Source organism: Acinetobacter sp. CY81, assembly GCF_059515925.1.
Genome location: NZ_JCAKNC010000003.1, coordinates 308233 through 326197 on the forward strand (window position 1 = coordinate 308233; position 17965 = coordinate 326197).

Below are 17965 nucleotides of genomic sequence, written 5' to 3' on the forward strand. Positions count from 1 at the left end.
CCTTTGAAACATAGAGCTCCATCTCGCCCATCTCAACTTCCACGTTATACCTTTCAAGTTGAGAGAATCTCACATGAGGGGCGAGGGATCGCACACTATACCGAAGGAACGGATCATCCAAAGGATAAGCAAGGTAAAAAAGTATTTATCCGTTACGCGTTGCCTGGTGAAACTGTCGAAGCTCAAATTACGCATCAAGCCAAAAAATTAGAAGAAGCAGATTGCGTTCAGTTGGTGGGTGATCCTAGTCCACATCGCGTAGAGCCAATTTGCCCGCATTTTGGAACATGTGGTGGTTGTAGCATGCAACATATTCATGCGGATGAGCAAATTCGTGTCAAGCAAGATGTGCTTAAATCACATTTAGAGCATTTTGCTGGAATTCAACCACTTGAATGGTTAGCGCCAATTCTTTCATTACGTTCAGATTATCGTCATAAAGCCCGTATCGGTATTCGTTATTTACCAAATAAAAATCAGCTTTTAATGGGCTTTCGTGAAGCACAGAGCAACCGTTTAACAGAGATTAGAACCTGCAAAATCTTAGATCCGCAGCTTGATCAGGCCTTACCAGAAATTCACTTATTACTCGAAAGTCTAAAAGGCAAATCGGACATTGGTCATATAGAATTAGCAAAAGGCGATCAAGATATTGCACTTTTGGTTCGACACATCAATAAATTGAACCAAGATGATGTCAACCGTTTAAAGAAATTCGCGTTAGATAAACAGTGGCAATTGTATTTGCAACCTAAAGGTATAGATAGTTTACATCGTGTAGATGATGCACAAGCAGAGATGCGTTTGCATTATCAATTACATGAATTTGACGTTAAATTTTCTTTTAAGCCAACAGACTTTACTCAAGTTAATCCAACAGTTAATGCTCAAATGATAAAGGTGGCATGTGAATTGCTACAGTTAAAACAGGGCGAAAGAGTTCTAGACTTGTTCTGTGGGTTGGGTAATTTTTCACTACCATTGGCACGTAAAGTCGGTGCGGAAGGGCTTGTAGTCGGGGTTGAGGGTAGCGAAGAAATGGTGAGTCGCGGTACAGAAAATGCACTGAAAAACGGCATCACCCATGTTAAATTCTATTCGCAAGATTTAACACAAGATTTTTCGCAACATTCTTGGGCGAATCAAGGCTTTGATGCACTATTAATTGACCCTCCGCGTGCTGGGGCAGAAGAAATTATGAACTATGTGCCAAATTTTGGTGCAAAAAGAATAGTTTATGTTTCTTGTAATCCTGCTACATTAGCAAGAGACGCGGGTATTTTGGTTCAATATGGATATGAACTAAAGAAAGCGGGTGTGATGGATATGTTTACCCATACGGGACATGTTGAATCTATTGCTTTATTTGAAAAAAGTTAAGTATTTGATTGAGAATAATGAAGAGTAGATTGATAGGAGAAGGGTATGGTCACAGTACGTGAACAGTTGCCTGGACGACTCACTGAGTTGTCTGAGGAAACGTCTGTAGAACATGCCGCTGAAGCGCAATTGGGACTAGCAACTTGGCTAGACCGTGCGCGTGTTATTTTGGACGGTATAGAACTTAAACAACTAGAAAAAGTAGCTCAGTCGGTACTACAAAAGGAACTTGAGTCGACGCTGAATCACAAGACGAATACCTTTGCCACAGGCTTAGGTATGGCGGATATTCTTGCGCATTTACACGTAGATGAAGACACGCTGTCGGCTGCGATGCTTTATCGTAGTGTGCGTGAAGGCATCACCTCGCTCGAAGAGATTAAAAAGTCATTTGGTGAAAATGTTTATAACCTCGTCAAAGGTACATTGGCGATGGGTAAACTGTCGGAGTTAATTGAGAAAAATAAACGTTTAGAAGATCATTTTAATAACAACCAACGTGAACATTTGACCGGTATCTATAAGATGCTGATTTCAGTGACTGAAGATGTTCGCGTTGTATTGATTAAGTTGGCTGAACGTACTTTAGCACTTCGTGAGCTTGCAGATGCATCTCGTGAACGCCAAGAGCGTGTTGCTCGTGAGATTCTGACGATCTATTCACCTTTGGCTCATCGCTTGGGCATTGCTCAGTTAAAGTGGGAGCTTGAAGATTTAGCATTTCGTTATCTTGCGCCAGAACGTTATAAAGAAATTGCATCATTACTGAATGAAAAGCGCTTAGAACGCGAACAATATATTCAGTTTGTGGTTGATCGTCTCAAGAGTGAGCTTTTAGATCACGGTATCGAAGCTGAAATCTCTGGTCGAGTGAAGCACATTTATTCGATTTATCGAAAAATGAAAAGCAAGAATTTAAGCTTTGATCAGCTTTATGATATTCGAGCTTTACGTGTATTGGTCAAACAAGTCCCTGAGTGTTATCACACACTCGGTATTGTTCATCAGATTTGGCGTCATATTCCACATCAATTTGATGATTACATTACCAATCCGAAAGCCAATGGCTATCGTTCATTGCATACAGCTGTGATTGCAGAAAATAAATCCTTAGAGATTCAAATTCGTACGCATGAAATGCATAACGAAGCTGAGCTTGGTGTGTGTTCACATTTCAATTATAAAGAAGGTTCTAAAGCAACCGATTATTCATTTAATCATCGCTTACATTCTTTACGTTCAGTGCTTGAACATTATCAAGAGCGTAATGAATCAAGTGGTCATCCGAATGAAGATGAAACAGAAAGTTTTGATCAGCTTCAAGATTTTGAAGATTTTGAAAAAATTTATGTGTTTAGTCGTGATGGTGATATTAAGGAATTACCACGTAATTCGACCGTTCTAGATTTTGCTTATCACGTACATACTGAAGTTGGGAATAAGTGCTACGCGGCACGAGTGAACCAACGCTATGTACCGCTCACATATACCCTGAAAACGGGCGAGCAGGTCGAAATTTTAACCAAGAAGGATCGTGAGCCGAATCGTGATTGGTTGGTAAATTCTTTAGGTTATATCAAAACTGCTCGTGCGAGAGATAAATTACGTCATTGGTTCAGACAACAAGATCGTAGTAAGAACCTAGAAGTAGGGCGCGAGTTGCTCGCAAAAGAACTTTCTCGCCTTGCAATTCATCCGAAAAGTATTGATTTGAATGATTACTGTAATCATTTCAATGTCAAAACTGGTGAAGATATTCTGGTTTCATTGGTGAGTGGCGACATTAGTTTGCATGCTCTGATGAATCAAGTGAATCGTCACATGCACTTGGATCAGGATGAACCTGAGCTGGTGTTGAAACCAACCTTAAACCCACGTGCAAGTCATACCTTGTCGGCACATGGAATTTTAATTGATGGTTTAGATAACGTTGAATTGCACATAGCACAATGTTGCCAACCAGTGCATGGTGAATCTATTGCAGGGTATATCACCTTGAATCGTGGTGTCAGTATTCATAAAGTTGCATGCCCTGATTATGTACGCATGATTTCACAAGAGCCTGAGCGTGCAGTTGAGGCAGACTGGGAAATGCAGCCCACTCGTGGTCAAAGTGTTCAAATTGTGGTTGAAGCATATGATCGACGTGGTTTGCTTAAAGATTTAACGCAGGTGATTTTCTCCGATCAAATTAATATTCGTCAGGTGAATACGATTTCAGAAATGGATGGTATTGCGAATATGAAATTGTTGATTGAAGTAAAAGGCTTAGCGCAATTATCTCGTTTGTTAGCTCGTTTGGAGCAACAGCCTGGGATTATTAGTGCTCGACGGTTAGTTCAGGGTAATTAATTTTAATTTCTTTGCGCTAAATCAAAAAATGAAATTAAAAAAGCCTACAATTGCAGGCTTTTTTAATTCTCATCTAATTCAAAAAATTGAATTGAGACTTAGATTTTGCACTTCTTAGAACCTTGGTAAATACCAATATTGTCAAAGTTCGCTTGAGATGCAGCTTTGATTTGCTGTTGCAATTGAACATTACCTGCTTCAGAAGTATCTTTCTCACCTGCTACACTGTTCGCAACTTGCCCCATTTTTGTTGCTTTTTCAGAGTTACCGCCAAAAGTTGATAAAGCACTACCTGCCATGCCAGCCCATTTGCTTAAAGACTTACCTGGAGTTTGAGTCGCAGCAGCAGCAATGTTTTTATCCGCAGATTCTAGACTACGTTTTGCATTTGCTTTTTCAACTGCAAGTGTTGCACAGTCCATTGCCTTAAGTTCAGCAGTGGTAAGTTGTTTTGTCAAACTTTGTGTTTCGCTCGTAGAGTTTGCAAATGCTGTAGATGTAAGCGCTGTAGCTAGAGCCAAAGTAATCATTTTTTTCATTTTATATTCTCATAAGTAACGCATTGTTATTAAAAGCCCTGGAGGGCAAGAGAATATTACATAAATGTGACGAAGTTGTCATTTCTTTTTACTTAGAAATAAATTACTTAATCTGTTTATAAATTGTGGGCTCATACGAGATAGGTGAAACATAACTTCAGCTTTCAGACCAACGGTATGGTGTGTTGCTGTGAAAATTGAATCTTTAAGTGTGACAGTTTTAAAAATTTGCTCAGCAACATCATCAGGTGTGAGATTGACCCCCATATTTTGAATCGTTCCTGCATCCATATCTGTCACCATTGCTGTTTGAACAAATAGTGGCATCACATCTAAAACACGGATTCCATATTTCTCCCATTCGACATCTAAACCTTCTGTGATCGAACGTACAGCAAACTTACTCGCTGAATAAGAAATTAAATCTGCTTGACCATATATTGCCGAAGCGGAAGAAAGATTAATCACTCGAGCAAAAGACGCATTTTTAAGATAAGGAAAAGCAGCGTGACATCCATTGAGAACGCCATTTACATTGATGTTAATAGTTCGGTGGTGTGCTTGAATATCAGTGTTTTCAAAAGCACCTGAATAGAGAATCCCTGCATTATTGACGAGAATATTAATTTCACCAGCCCAATCGCTGAATTCTTTTAAAGATTTTTGCCAGTTTTCATAATTGGCGACATCAAGTAATCCAGCTTTTGCATTCACACCGAGTTCAGATGCTAACTTTTGTGCTTGAACCGCATTGATGTCATAAATACCAACTTTATAACCTTTCGCATAAAATAATTTTGCTACAGCCGCACCGATACCTTGTGCTGATCCACTTATGAAAATACTCTGTGTCATTTAAAAGATCCTTTGTTATTACACTGTTTTTTTAAATTGTTCTTCTGAGCATAAAACGAGCACTGGCTTTAAGCAAATGATTTAAACACTGTATTTATTGGTTTTATTCGAGGTTTTTTCCATGGAAAAGTTATTAAGTATCATGCAAATATTAAGAGCAAAATGTCCATGGGATCAAGCTCAAACGCCGATGAGTTTAACCCGCTATGCGATTGAGGAGGCTTATGAGGTTGAAGATGCTGTGCGATCAGGCGATGCACAACACGTTAAAGAAGAGTTAGGTGATTTATTATTACAAGTGGTTTTTCAGGCACAAATGTATAGTGAGCAAGGTGTATTTGATTTTAATGATGTGGTTGAAAGCATTTCTGAAAAATTGATTCGTCGACATCCTCATGTATTTCAGTCTGAAAAATTTGATCAGCTTAATGAGACTGATGTTGCTGAGCTTTGGAAGAAAATTAAAGCAGATGAAAAAAAGGATCAGCCTCAATCTCGATTGGATGAAGTGAAGCATGGACCTGCTGTGACGCAAGCTGAACAGATTCAAAAAAATGTCGCAAAGATTGGTTTTGATTTTGAGAGTGTTGATGATGCTTATCAAAAATTAGAAGAAGAGTTGAGTGAGCTTCGTGAAGCTGTGCTGAAAAATAATTCCGATGAAATACAGGATGAATTTGGTGATTGTTTATTTTCTTTAATTAATGTTGGTCGTAAACTTAATGTATCCAGTGAGATGTCGTTATTAAGCACAATTCACAAGTTTAAATCCCGATTTGGTTATATTGAAGATCAAGCGATCCAGCAAAATAAAAACTTAGAACAGATGAGTTTGGAAGAAATGGATCAACTTTGGGATCAAGCGAAACTATATTTAAAACAACAAGCTGAACTTAAAAATAAACACAATCCTTTACAGGCATCTTATGAGAATCTTCCAACTTAAATTATTGACGCTTTTTTCTATTATTGTGGCTTTGAGTATTCCGGTATTTGGGCATGCCCAGCAATTTGATCGCCAATATTTACAGTGGAAAGCGGAGCAAGAAGCGAAGGATGCTAAACTCGCTAAAAGCCAGCCGAATCATTATTTATCCAGACCCACGACTTCAAGTAAAGGTTCTTCTTCAAGCTCTGCGCAATATGCAGTGGGTGGGAAAGTGCGTTTGAATTCTGCACCAGTGATGGAGCTTCAACAACTTCATGGCGTAGGTGAGAAAAAAGCATTGGCGATCATTGAGTATCGACAAAAAAATGGAGGATTTAAGAGTATTGATGATCTTAAAAATGTCAAAGGAATAGGGCCTAAGCTTTTAGAAAAGAATAAAGCGCGTTTAAGTTTATAAGGTAAAACATTGTAATTTACGCCATATATTTTTCAGCTTGCGATTGAAGAATATACTATAGATCGGGATAATCAAATTGCCCTTTGATTGTGTTAGAGATATGATTAGCACAATTATGATTTTTACGTCCTGACGTAGGAGACAGCGTCTTTTGCAAACTTTGCACGCGTCAAAGTGTGGATTATCCACCACCCAATTACCTTCTTCCATTTTAGATGTCATCGACTCATTAACGAAAGCTGGCTATGACGCTTATATAGTCGGTGGTGGCGTGCGTGACTTAATGCTTGGGCTTGAACCTAAGGATTTTGATGCAGTAACCAACGCAACTCCTTCACAAATTAAAGAAGTCTTTGGACGTCGTTGCCGTATTATTGGTCGTCGTTTTGAATTGGCACATGTCTATTCTGGACGTGAACTGATTGAAGTTGCGACATTTCGTGCACCTCCTAAGAAAGCAGTGACTTCAGCCGCAGGGATGATTTTACGCGATAATAATTGGGGTACGATTGAGCAAGATTTTGTTCGCCGTGATTTTTCTATTAATGCAATGTATTACCAACCACGTAAAGGCATTGTGCTCGATTTTTGTAATGCAATAGAAGATATTCAATCTCGTACTTTACGATTATTAGGTGATCCTTTACTGCGTTTTGAAGAAGATCCAGTACGTATGTTGCGTACTTTAAGATTTGCAGCAAAATTGAATTTTAAAATTGCACCTGAAATTCTTAAAGTCTTTACACCTGAGTTGACTCAACTTTTACGTGATGTTTCACCACACCGTTTGTACGATGAGTCACAAAAATTATTCACGATGGGGCATTTACATCGTGTATTAGCGATGTTGATTGAGTTTGGTATTTGGAAGCAGTTGTTTGCGGAATTACCTCCGAAAACCAATCAATTTATCGAACGTGCAGCTAAAAATACCGATCAACGTATTCAAGTGGGTAAAACCATTAACCCTGCATTTTTCTATGCAGTGCTGTTATGGCAACCTTTCTTAGAACGTTGTACCGCGAATTTAAGCAAAGGTATGGTCGCAGCTGAAGCTAGAGCCCAAGCGGGATTAGACGTCTTGAAGCTACAAGCGACTCGCACTATTATTCCGCGCTTCGCGGAAACTTTTATTCGTGAAGTCTGGGAAATGCAAACCCGTTTATTGAATCCAAAACCACAGCAAATCGAAGCATTATCAAGTCATGCACGATTCCGTGCGGGTTTTGACTTTATGTTACTACGTGAAAAATCAGGTGATGATTCGACGCAAGGCATGGGATCTTGGTGGGATGCTTATCAGGTCATGTCACGTGATGAAAAAGAGCGTGTGATTGCACAATATAATCGTCAACGTACTAAGAGTCGTCGCAAAGCATCGACTGTAGAACAGGTTCCTGAAGAGCATGTTTCTGCACGTATTGAACCTTTGGTGAAAGAGTCTGAGTCTAGAACTCGTCGTCCGCGTAAGCCCGCAAATCAACCTTATGAAAATAATCGTAATGGGCAAGGACGTTCAGCACTACAAGCGGCTGTTGCACCAGGGACGATTCATGCAGATCACCCAATTTTAAAGCGTCGTCGTGTTCAACGTGATTTGAAAGAAGTGGTTTTTGGTCCGACACAATGAGTCAGCTTACGTACATTGGTTTAGGCAGTAATTTGGGAGACTCTCAGCAAATTTTGGCTGAGGCTTACCATAAACTTGCTACCTTAGGAACGGTTAAGGCATCGAAGCTTTATCAAAGTTCACCTATGGGACCGCAGGATCAACCCAATTATCATAATGCTGTGGTTGCCTTAACCACAGCATTAGCACCACTTGAGTTGCTTGATAAATTACAGCAATTTGAACAAGAATCAGGTCGAGTACGCCTACGTCATTGGGGGGAAAGAACTTTAGATTTAGATTTGTTGATATATAGTCAACAGCAGATTCAGAATGAACGTTTAACCGTTCCTCATGTTGGTGTTTTAGAGCGTGATTTTGTTTTGATTCCGTTGTTAGACCTTGATCCAAATTTGGTTGTAAATGATCAATTGATCAAAGATTTAGATGTTGTGCAGCAGAGTGATTTAACTGTGCTTGCAAATGAATCTTGGGTAAATATTTAATTTTCAAATGTTCGAAAGAACACTTTTAGAGGACATCGTCATGATTAGTCTAAGCGATTTAAGACAATTCAAACAGCAAGGTCGCAGATTTTCATGTCTAACGTGTTATGACGCAAGCATGGCAAAGGCAATGGAACTTGCTGAAATTGACTCGATTTTAATTGGTGATTCTTTGGGTATGACCATTCAAGGTCATGACTCAACGCTACCTGTGAATGTTGCAGATATGGCATACCATACGGCTGCAGTGCGACGTACTAATCAACATTCATTTATCATGACTGATTTACCATTTATGAGTTATGCAACATTGAATGATGCATTAATCAATGCAAAAACGGTGATGCAAGCTGGCGCTCAAATGGTGAAAATTGAAGGTGGTGCTTGGTTAAGTGAAACCGTTCAAACCTTGACACGTAATGGCATTCCTGTATGTGTTCATTTGGGTTTAACGCCTCAATCTGTTCATGTATTTGGTGGCTATAAATTACAAGCGAAGACACGCGATGCTGCGGATCAATTAATTGCAGATTGTAAAGCTGTCGTTGAAGCAGGCGCAGCCGTACTTTTACTTGAATGTGTACCTGCACAAATGGGTAAAGAAATCACTGAACTGTTTCCAAATGTGCCTGTAATCGGTATCGGCGCTGGTGCTGAAACAGATGGTCAGGTGTTGGTTGTACAAGATATGTTGGGATTGAACTTTGGTAAAGTGGCACGTTTTGTTCGCAACTTTATGAAAGAACAATCAGGTGAAATGGCGATTTTAGATGCGATTAAAGCGTATCATGTTGCCGTACAAGATCAGTCTTTCCCTGCGAAAGAACATACATTTCAAGTCGAACTCTAAGTCGTCTAATGCTAAGAAGTTGAGCTGTAAAGAATGAAAACTGAAACAACAATACATGGATTAACTGCATCACTCAGTAGTGCTCGTCAAGCGCGTAAAACCATTGGGTTTGTACCCACGATGGGTAACTTACATCAGGGGCATTTGAACCTTGTTCGTGAGGCACGTAAATTATGTGATGTTGTTGTGGTGAGTATTTTTGTTAATCCCATTCAGTTTGGTCCAAATGAAGATTTTGATAGTTACCCTCGAACTTTGGAACAAGACAGTAATCTTTTAGCTGATGTAGGGTGTGATATTGTTTTTGCGCCCTCAGTTGAACAAATGTATGGTACAGGGCAACCTCGCTTAACCACCATTAGCGTGAGTACGATTACTGATGATTTGTGTGGTGCACAGCGCCCAGGGCACTTTGATGGCGTTGCTGTCGTTGTGACCAAGTTATTTAATATTGTTCAACCTAACTTTGCATTCTTTGGGCAAAAAGACTTCCAACAATTGGCTGTGATTAAGCAAATGGTTCAAGACTTGAACATGCCAATTGAAGTTATCGGTGTGCCGATTGCGCGTGCGGAAGATGGTTTGGCATTGAGTTCGCGCAACGGTTATTTGTCTGATGAACATCGTCAAACAGCACCCGTGATTTATCAATCATTAAAAGCGGCTGAAGCAAATCTTCGTGCGGGCGAAGACCTTAATCATGTTTTGGCTAAAATCAAAGCAGAGTTAACAACCGCAGGTTTTGTTGTTGATTATGTTGAAGCACGTACACCGATGCTTCAAACAGTTGAAAATTTTGACCAAAATGTAGTGCTTTTTGTTGCTGCTAAAATTGGTAAAACACGTTTGATTGATAATTTACAGGTGAACTTTAAAGCCTAAGGCATCATTTATGGAGATTTCATGAAGCGCATTCTTATTGTTACAGGACAGTCGGGTTCAGGTAAGTCATCTGCTTTGCAGGTACTTGAAGACCTTGGATATTACTGTATTGATAATTTGCCTTTGGCTCTACTCCCTGAAATTGTTGGTAAGTTAGATCAAGAAAATAATCTAGAACAATTGGCTTTAGGTGTCGATGTCCGGAGTACTCGTGCTGATTTGCAAGAATTCGATCAGGTTTTTGAACAGTTACAAAAACATGGTGCGGTCGATGTTATTTATTTAACAACCAAGGATCAGGAGTTGATTGCACGTTTTAGTGCATCTCGCCGTCCACATCCTTTAGCCAGTCGTTTTAAAAGTTTGAATGAGTGTATTCAAGAAGAAAAAACATTGTTGCGCCCGATTCAGCATAAAGCAACGGTTCAGATCGATACTTCAGATAAAAGTGTTCATGACCTGAAAGATACTTTATTATCCAAATTAGGTCAGGTTGATAATCTGATCGTGATTTTACAATCATTTGGATATAAGCATGGCATTCCTTTAGACGCAGATTTTATTTTTGATGTGCGTCATTTGCCAAATCCGCATTGGGATAATGAGTTAAGAAAATATTCTGGTTTAGATGAGCCGGTGCAAATCTTCTTGGACTCATTTGAGCAAACCAATGAAATGTACAATGATCTACATCAATTTTTAAATAAATGGTTACCTGCCTTTGCAGAAGGGCATCGTCATTATATTACGGTTTCTATTGGGTGTACGGGCGGTCAACATCGTTCTGTATATATTGTTGATAGACTGAAAAAGGCTCTTGAGGCAAAATGGTCTATTCAAGTCTTGCATAGAGAAATGAAGCACTGGTCATGATTGACACAACTGTTGACGTTATTAACAAATTAGGATTACATGCGCGTGCATCTGGCAAGCTCATCGAAGTTACTACCAAGTTTCGTAGTTCGATTCAAATTGGTAAGGGCGATAAATTAGTTGATGCCAAAAATATCATGTCATTGCTGATGCTTGGTGCAGGCAAAGGTACAACTTTACGATTAGTGGTTGATGGGGCAGACGAAGAAAAAGCTTTGTCTGAGGTTCAAGCACTATTCGCAGCAAAATTTTACGAGGCTGAATAATCGTGGCACGTCGATCGCAACGTTTTACTGAAGATGATTTTGAGTCTTTAGAAGGGCGTGCAAGTAAAACTGAACAAAAGAAAGCTGTACAACGTATGGCTGCTTTAGGTGCGCAACTCGCTGAGTTGCCAAAAAAGAAAATCATGAGTCTGCCCGTGGAAGAGCGTTTAATTGAAGCGCTTTTGGATGTGCAATTGATCACTTCGGGTGAGGCTCGCCGTCGTCAATTTTTACGTATTGGTAAATTATTGCGTAATGAAGATGAAACGGTGATCTTGTCTTATTTAACACCTCAACAAGGTTTAAAGAAGACCGCACAATTACATCGTTGGGTTGATCGTATGATTGCTCAAGGTGATCCTGCGATTAAAGAATTCATGAAGATGTATAATGCAGCCGAACATCACCCTATTCGCCAACATATTTTGCGTATTGAACGTGATATTAAGCAGCAGTTGGGCGAAGAAGCAGTTGCACAATCAAAATTGAATTTAACCAATTATGTTCAGCAAGTTGCATTGATTTCTGAAAATTCATAATGTGTTAATAGAGCTGAAATGCTTAAAGTTTTAAGCATTTTGAGCACTGTAATTCAGCGACCTTGGTCGCTTTTTTACATTTTAGATATCACATTTTTGTGTATTTAAAGCTTTATCAAGCCTAGTTTAAAGATGTTGATTTGGATCTGTGTCTAAGCTAAATCCAATGATTATTAAATACTTGGACTAAGTAATGATGTTACATCGTCCATATGAGTCCTCACATGAGTTTAGTCGTACCTGAAGAATTGCAGAATCTTGAGTCAAATTGTGGTGTATTTGCTGTATGGATGGTGCTACAGCATTGTGAAATTAATATCGCCTTAGATCAACTACTTGAGATTTTAGGCTATGAAATAGAGGTTGGAACCTTTGGTATAGGATTGGCTGTAGGATTGAAACGATTGGGTTTTGATGTGGCATTTCATACGGATGAAGATTTAGATCAACATGAAAATGAACCCGCACTGTATCAAGCTGCACAAAGCCTAAATATACAAGTTCAGTCTGCACTCAGTTATGCAGAACTTGTCAATGAAGTTCAACAAGGTGCATGGGTCATTGTCTATTACGACACTTTGGACGGAGTCGGTAACCACTCATTGATCTATGATATAGATGAGTTTGAAGTTCAATTTTTTGATTCTTTTGAAGCGATGCCGGCTGATATTTTTGAACGGCAACGTGCGGAAGAGGGTATTTGTCGTCAGGCGATTGTAATTAGACCACATGCTCATTTTGAAGTTGAATCGGTTATTTATTCGTAAACAAATGCATGCAAAATTTTAAAATAAAAAAGCGACCAATTGGATCGCTTTTTTATTTTATATCTCAGGAAGTCTATAGCTGAAAGCTTTTTAATACTTAGGTGAATTCACCGACAGCACGCTCTTTTGCCCATTCACGAAGTACGAATTTTTGTAATTTTCCTGTCGATGTTTTTGGAATTTCAGTAATGACAATATCTTTAGGTACTTTGAAGCGTGCAAGATGTTGTTTGCAGTACTCAATAATCTCTTCAGGTGTTGCCTCAGCACCATGTTTGAGTTCAATAAATGCGCATGGTACTTCTTGCCAACGTGGATCAGGTTTTGCAACCACAGCTGCGGTCATCACGGCAGGGTGTTGATAAAGGATTTCTTCAACTTCAAGAGAGGAAATATTTTCACCACCTGAAATAATCACATCTTTAGAGCGGTCAGTGATTTTTGCATAACCATCAGGTTGAGATACTGCTAAGTCACCTGTATGGAACCATCCACCCGCAAATGCTTCTTCAGTGGCTTGTTTATTTTTTAAATAGCCTTTCATGACAATGTTGCCACGGAACATAATTTCGCCCATGGTTGAGCCATCATTTGGTACAGGTTGCATCGTTTCTGGATCAAGGACTTTCATGCCATCTTGAAGAGGATAAGGTACACCTTGGCGTGAATGTAGTTGAGCTTGCTCTTGAATAGAAAGCTCACTCCAGCCTGCTTGAGAAGCACACAGTGCAGATGGACCATAGGTTTCAGTCAAACCGTAAACGTGAGTCACGTTGACACCAAGATTGCGCATACCTTCAATGATTGCTGCTGGAGGTGCAGCACCTGCAACCATGACTTCTACACGATGCTCAATTGGAATCTGTTTTTCTTTCGGTGCATTGATCATCATAGAAAGGACAATAGGCGCACCACAGAAATAATCAACTTTATGTTCGGCAATCAATTTGAAAATTAATTCAGGGTCAACTTTACGTAAACAAATGTTAGTACCACCATTAGCAGCCATCGTCCAGCCAAAGCACCAGCCATTACAGTGGAATAATGGGAGCGTCCAGAGGTAAGTTGCACGAGGTGTCATGCCACAGGCAATGATATTACTGGCTGCATTGATATAAGCGCCACGGTGGTGATAAACCACACCCTTAGGGTTGCCTGTTGTACCTGAAGTGTAGCTTAGACTGATTGCATCCCACTCATCTTGTGGAAGATGCCATTCAAAATTAGCGTCACCACCTTTGAGCCATTCTTCATATTCGATTTGACCAATTAAAGCGGTAGTTGCATGATTTTCATATTCAGTATCAGCAACGTCAATCACATAAATATCTTGATCTAGTAGTGCCAAAGCTTCTTGTGCAAGTCCGGAAAATTCAGGATCAACCAACAGAACTTTTGATTCTGCATGTTCGAGCATGAATGCTAAGGTTTTAGCATCTAATCGTGTATTTAATGTATTGAGAACAGCGCCTGACATTGGAACAGCAAAGTGCGCTTCCAACATGGCAGGGACGTTTGGAAGAAGTACGGAGACTGTATCATTCTTTTTAATGCCAAGATTTTGCAGTTGGTGAGCAAATTGGCGACAACGATTGTATTTTTCACGCCATGTAATATGACGTTGTCCATGAATAATGGCAGCTTGGTCAGGGTAGATGTATGCAGCACGTTCTAAATAACGCAAAGGCGATAAAGCAACAAAATTTGCAGGTGTGCGCGGTAATTCATCATAAGCACTGACCATGGTCTTTCTCCAAAACTATAATTATTCTTCCTCACTACAAGATAAGAATTTTTTCTGAAAAAGTCCTTTAGGCTTTAGTCGTGTGTTATTTCATCAATTGTATTTTTTAGTGAGGTTCTGTATCAGCCATTCATAAATGCATGGATGAGTTCAGGAGATTGAACATCCCAAACTAAAAAAGCCTACTCATATTGATGAATAGGCTTTTTTAATTTTAGTTTTTAAAAGTAATTTTATCGAATACCACCGTATTCAATCCCTGCTAATTCACTGATTTCTCTTTTCCAAGTGGTCAGATCGCTGAGATTGAACTGATTTAAATGATCATGACCACATGCACGTGCCATGACTTTCATAAGTTCGGTTGATGCATTAAAGAAATTTGCCAATTGTTGTGCTGATTTTTCAATTTCTAAGCGACGACGTAAATGGTCTTGCTGAGTCGCAACACCGACAGGGCAGTCATTGGTTTGGCATGCACGCATACCTAGGCAACCGATGGCTTGCATCGCTGAGTTTGAAACGGCAATTGCATCTGCTCCAAGTGCCAAGGCTTTAATGAAATCGGCTGGAACACGAAGCCCACCTGTAATGACTAGGCTAATGTCACGACGACCTAAGCGATCTAAATGACGACGTGCTCGTGCTAAAGCTGGAATAGTGGGTACAGAGATATTGTCACGGAACAATGTAGGAGCAGCACCTGTACCACCACCACGGCCATCTAGAATGATGTAGTCCACACCTATACTTAAAGCTGCATCAATATCACGTTCAATATGCTGAGCTGAAAGTTTAAAACCGATAGGAATACCACCTGTTTCTTCACGGACATAGTCTACAAAAGCTTTATATTGAGAAAGATCAGTCCAGTCTGGGAATGTTGCAGGAGAGATCGCAGCTTGACCTTCAGGCAAGCCACGAACTTCAGCGATCTTACCGACGACTTTATGACCAGGTAAGTGACCACCTGTACCTGTTTTCGCTGCTTGCCCGCCTTTAAAATGGAAAGCCTGACACTTTTTAACTTTTTCAATGTCATAGCCGAAACGACCTGAAGCCAGTTCATAAAAGTATTTAGAATTCGAAGCTTGTTCATCATCCAACATGCCACCTTCACCTGAACAGATTCCTGTGCCAGCGAGCTCAGCGCCACGAGACAATGCAACTTTTGCCTCTTGAGACAATGCACCAAAACTCATGTCAGATACAAACAGAGGAATATCTAATTTCAGTGGTTTTTTAGCATTGGGTCCAATAATGACTTCGGTAGATACATGAGCATCATCTAACAAGGGAATTTTCCACAATTGAGCCGTGACCATTTGGATATCTTCCCATTTTGGTAACTTATCAAAAGGAACACCCATTGCAGCACTTGGACCATGATGTCCAAACTTAGTTAAACCATTTTTAGCTAAATCTAAAATAAATTTATTATGTGGCTCTTCAGGTGCACTTTGTGAGTCTGCATAAAGTCCTTGATATTGATCTCGTTTAAAGTTTTGTGGATGCTTTTCTTCCCAAGCTGCAATTTCTTCAAGATCAACATGAACCGTATCATTTTCAATCCATGCTTTAAATTTTTGAAGATTATGGGTGATATAGCGAGGGTTAATCCCAGTCTTATAATTGTAATGTGAGCCATGTAGACCACAGACGATTTTATCACCTTGAATGTGGGCATCTGACATCAATGCGCCACGATGTTGACACCGCCCATACATGACTACAACTTTCTCGGGATCATTTTCTTCAAGTCTTAAAACAACGAGATCGACATTGGCTGCGAGTGCATAAGTTGGTTTTAACGGTTCAAGTTGGCTAAACGAAAGTAATGGATGAGATTGCATGTCACCTGCCTATATATTTTGGGTGGGTTAATGAATTGAAGTTTTAATGATTTTTTGTTTTAAATCGTTCAAATAAAATCTTTGAAATAGTATGACATAAGCATAATCGACAGTTGTTAAAATTATGGTTTGCAGAATTCTATGTGTGAGATAATTGAGCTTATAACCTTAAAAATTTACTACTTGAGTTAAAACCTTAAACGTAAAATAAGTCGAGAGTACTTCAACGTATGTGGCTCATGACATGGTTAAACATCTCATGAGCCATTTCAAAGTCATATTGGAATGTCATTCACTAGATAAAACTAAAACTAAATTTTATTTTTTACTTCAACGAATCACTTCAGCGAAAGTTTGAGCTGCTATTTTATTAAAATATGTAGTGTCCATTTCAAAGTCATCAGCAGGATCATTTTTACTGTATTCCATGAAATCACCCGGAATCACACCTTCACCTTCATAAATCTTTCCGTTGTATTGAATTGCTGGATATATACCTTTGTTTTGCAAATAAGCATATTTCCCAGTTTTAATATCTACTGGATACACGACATTTTGACCTGCGAATTGATCCCTCTTCCAGCTATAACCGCTTGGAAGTGTATTATCTGGATGGCTACTATATGCATCTAAATTATTAAATGAAGTAAGTTTCTTATCAAAAAAGTCGATGATGGGTTGTGTGTAAATCATCTGATTAACATAGTAAATTTTAGAGTTGACAGGGAATGTTGCTGTGCTTGTAGAAAGTTTTTGATAAAGCACTTGATTTGATACGATGTTTTGATAAAGAAATGAAGGAATTAAGCGATCTTTTTGAGTCGCATTGAGTTCATAGTAAGCAATCAAATCAGAGATTTTTTTACCACTAAGATCAATCGTCTTCAAATGCGTAGCAATTTGACGTTCCGATTGCATATTGCAATTATCGCTAAAAGAAACAAATTGAAACGCTTCTTGATTTTGCGATAAAACGTATCCAGCAGGAAAACCGGTTGATCCAACTTGCTGTTTAAACTGAGTTGTGAGTAACTTTGGTGAAATTTGGTAGCCTGAATCAAACTCACTAAAACTGCTTGGCACATTATTCGGAATGAGTTGACTGATTCTTTCATACCACACGCCTTGTTCAAGAACGTTTGAGGTAAAGAATAGAATGGATTGGTTGTTTTGAATATCAGTTTCAAGCCCAAACAGTTCCTGTGAAAGAACGCCGTCGCCCTTCGTTTTTAAATTTTTAGGGATACCATTCAAACATTGAATTGCTTGGTTTTGATCAATATTATCGGTAATGGAAAGACCATCCCCACCACCGCCACATGCACTCAGTAATACAGATGCTGTTACAACAGATGTAATCAGTACATTCGATCGAATTTTTGCTTTAATTCTCATGTTAATCTCAAAAAAGTTATTGTTATAAAAAATGAAATTTTGAGAATTTTGTCACATTTTTAATAAGATCGCTGTTAAATTTTGGTGAATGGTTTATAAAAATTAAATAAGGGTGTAAAATTTTCGCACATTATTTTGGTTGCACCGATTTTATCTTTTGAGGGTTTCCTCGATCATAATCTCGCGGTGACATGCCCTATGGTACGGGG

17 protein-coding genes are annotated in these 17965 nt (G+C 39.2%); 12 read left to right on the forward strand and 5 right to left on the reverse strand.

Going from position 1 to position 17965, the window contains the following annotated elements; translation table 11 throughout:
* Positions 1–3: 3 nt before the first annotated feature.
* Complete coding sequence (gene rlmD, locus AC5YDM_RS05935) at positions 4–1380, forward strand: 23S rRNA (uracil(1939)-C(5))-methyltransferase RlmD (protein ID WP_496151188.1); 1377 nt, start codon at positions 4–6, stop codon at positions 1378–1380.
* 45 nt (positions 1381–1425) lie between these two features.
* Positions 1426–3732, forward strand: coding sequence for a RelA/SpoT family protein (locus tag AC5YDM_RS05940; protein WP_496151189.1), 2307 nt, complete (start codon positions 1426–1428; stop codon positions 3730–3732).
* A 98-nt stretch (positions 3733–3830) separates the two neighbouring features.
* On the opposite strand, the gene AC5YDM_RS05945 is transcribed toward AC5YDM_RS05940, so the two are convergent.
* Together AC5YDM_RS05945 and AC5YDM_RS05950 are read right to left on the reverse strand one after the other, a co-directional pair.
* Positions 3831–4271 carry a hypothetical protein gene (locus tag AC5YDM_RS05945; RefSeq protein WP_496151190.1) on the reverse strand — a complete coding sequence of 147 codons (441 nt, stop codon included), beginning with the start codon at positions 4269–4271 and terminating at the stop codon, positions 3831–3833.
* Between the two features lie 78 nt (positions 4272–4349).
* Complete coding sequence (locus AC5YDM_RS05950; RefSeq protein ID WP_496151191.1) at positions 4350–5126, reverse strand: SDR family oxidoreductase; 777 nt, start codon at positions 5124–5126, stop codon at positions 4350–4352.
* Positions 5127–5247: 121 nt separating this feature from the next.
* On the opposite strand from AC5YDM_RS05950, the gene mazG reads away from it, so the two are divergent.
* The 10 genes from mazG to AC5YDM_RS06000 all read left to right on the forward strand — a co-directional run bounded on the left by mazG (position 5248) and on the right by AC5YDM_RS06000 (position 12764).
* Entirely contained in the window at positions 5248–6072 is an 825-nt protein-coding gene (gene mazG, locus AC5YDM_RS05955; protein WP_496151192.1) for a nucleoside triphosphate pyrophosphohydrolase, read from the forward strand.
* A complete protein-coding gene (locus AC5YDM_RS05960) occupies positions 6053–6472 on the forward strand; it encodes a helix-hairpin-helix domain-containing protein (RefSeq protein WP_496151193.1) in 420 nt (139 codons plus the stop codon). The genes mazG and AC5YDM_RS05960 overlap by 20 nt, the downstream gene beginning before the upstream one ends.
* 151 nt (positions 6473–6623) lie before the next feature.
* Positions 6624–8102, forward strand: a complete 1479-nt coding sequence (gene pcnB / locus AC5YDM_RS05965) for a polynucleotide adenylyltransferase PcnB (RefSeq protein ID WP_496151194.1) — start codon at positions 6624–6626, stop codon at positions 8100–8102.
* Positions 8099–8587, forward strand: a complete 489-nt coding sequence (folK, locus tag AC5YDM_RS05970; RefSeq protein ID WP_496151195.1) for a 2-amino-4-hydroxy-6-hydroxymethyldihydropteridine diphosphokinase — start codon at positions 8099–8101, stop codon at positions 8585–8587. The genes pcnB and folK overlap by 4 nt, the downstream gene beginning before the upstream one ends.
* A gap of 40 nt (positions 8588–8627) precedes the next feature.
* The gene (gene panB, locus AC5YDM_RS05975; RefSeq protein ID WP_496151196.1) at positions 8628–9437 is read left to right on the forward strand and encodes a 3-methyl-2-oxobutanoate hydroxymethyltransferase; all 810 of its coding nucleotides are present in this window, start codon (positions 8628–8630) and stop codon (positions 9435–9437) included.
* 33 nt (positions 9438–9470) lie between these two features.
* Positions 9471–10319 (forward strand): pantoate--beta-alanine ligase, encoded by an 849-nt coding sequence (gene panC / locus AC5YDM_RS05980; protein WP_496151197.1) that lies wholly within the window; start codon positions 9471–9473, stop codon positions 10317–10319.
* 21 nt (positions 10320–10340) lie between these two features.
* Positions 10341–11192 (forward strand): RNase adapter RapZ, encoded by an 852-nt coding sequence (gene rapZ / locus AC5YDM_RS05985; RefSeq protein ID WP_496151198.1) that lies wholly within the window; start codon positions 10341–10343, stop codon positions 11190–11192.
* On the forward strand, positions 11189–11458 hold the full coding sequence (locus AC5YDM_RS05990) for an HPr family phosphocarrier protein (RefSeq protein WP_496151199.1): 270 nt from the start codon (positions 11189–11191) through the stop codon (positions 11456–11458). Before rapZ ends, AC5YDM_RS05990 begins: the two co-directional genes overlap by 4 nt.
* A 2-nt stretch (positions 11459–11460) precedes the next feature.
* The gene (gene yjgA, locus AC5YDM_RS05995; RefSeq protein WP_496151200.1) at positions 11461–11997 is read left to right on the forward strand and encodes a ribosome biogenesis factor YjgA; all 537 of its coding nucleotides are present in this window, start codon (positions 11461–11463) and stop codon (positions 11995–11997) included.
* Positions 11998–12221: 224 nt separating this feature from the next.
* On the forward strand, positions 12222–12764 hold the full coding sequence (locus tag AC5YDM_RS06000; protein WP_496151201.1) for a cysteine peptidase family C39 domain-containing protein: 543 nt from the start codon (positions 12222–12224) through the stop codon (positions 12762–12764).
* A gap of 97 nt (positions 12765–12861) precedes the next feature.
* Here AC5YDM_RS06000 and AC5YDM_RS06005 read toward each other — a convergent pair whose 3' ends face one another.
* The 3 genes from AC5YDM_RS06005 to AC5YDM_RS06015 form a co-directional block, all read right to left on the reverse strand.
* The gene (locus AC5YDM_RS06005; RefSeq protein ID WP_496151202.1) at positions 12862–14508 is read right to left on the reverse strand and encodes an acyl-CoA synthetase; all 1647 of its coding nucleotides are present in this window, start codon (positions 14506–14508) and stop codon (positions 12862–12864) included.
* Between the two features lie 233 nt (positions 14509–14741).
* The gene (locus AC5YDM_RS06010; RefSeq protein WP_496151203.1) at positions 14742–16361 is read right to left on the reverse strand and encodes a glutamate synthase-related protein; all 1620 of its coding nucleotides are present in this window, start codon (positions 16359–16361) and stop codon (positions 14742–14744) included.
* 330 nt (positions 16362–16691) lie between these two features.
* Complete coding sequence (locus tag AC5YDM_RS06015; protein ID WP_496151204.1) at positions 16692–17756, reverse strand: hypothetical protein; 1065 nt, start codon at positions 17754–17756, stop codon at positions 16692–16694.
* Between the last annotated feature and the right edge of the window lie 209 nt (positions 17757–17965).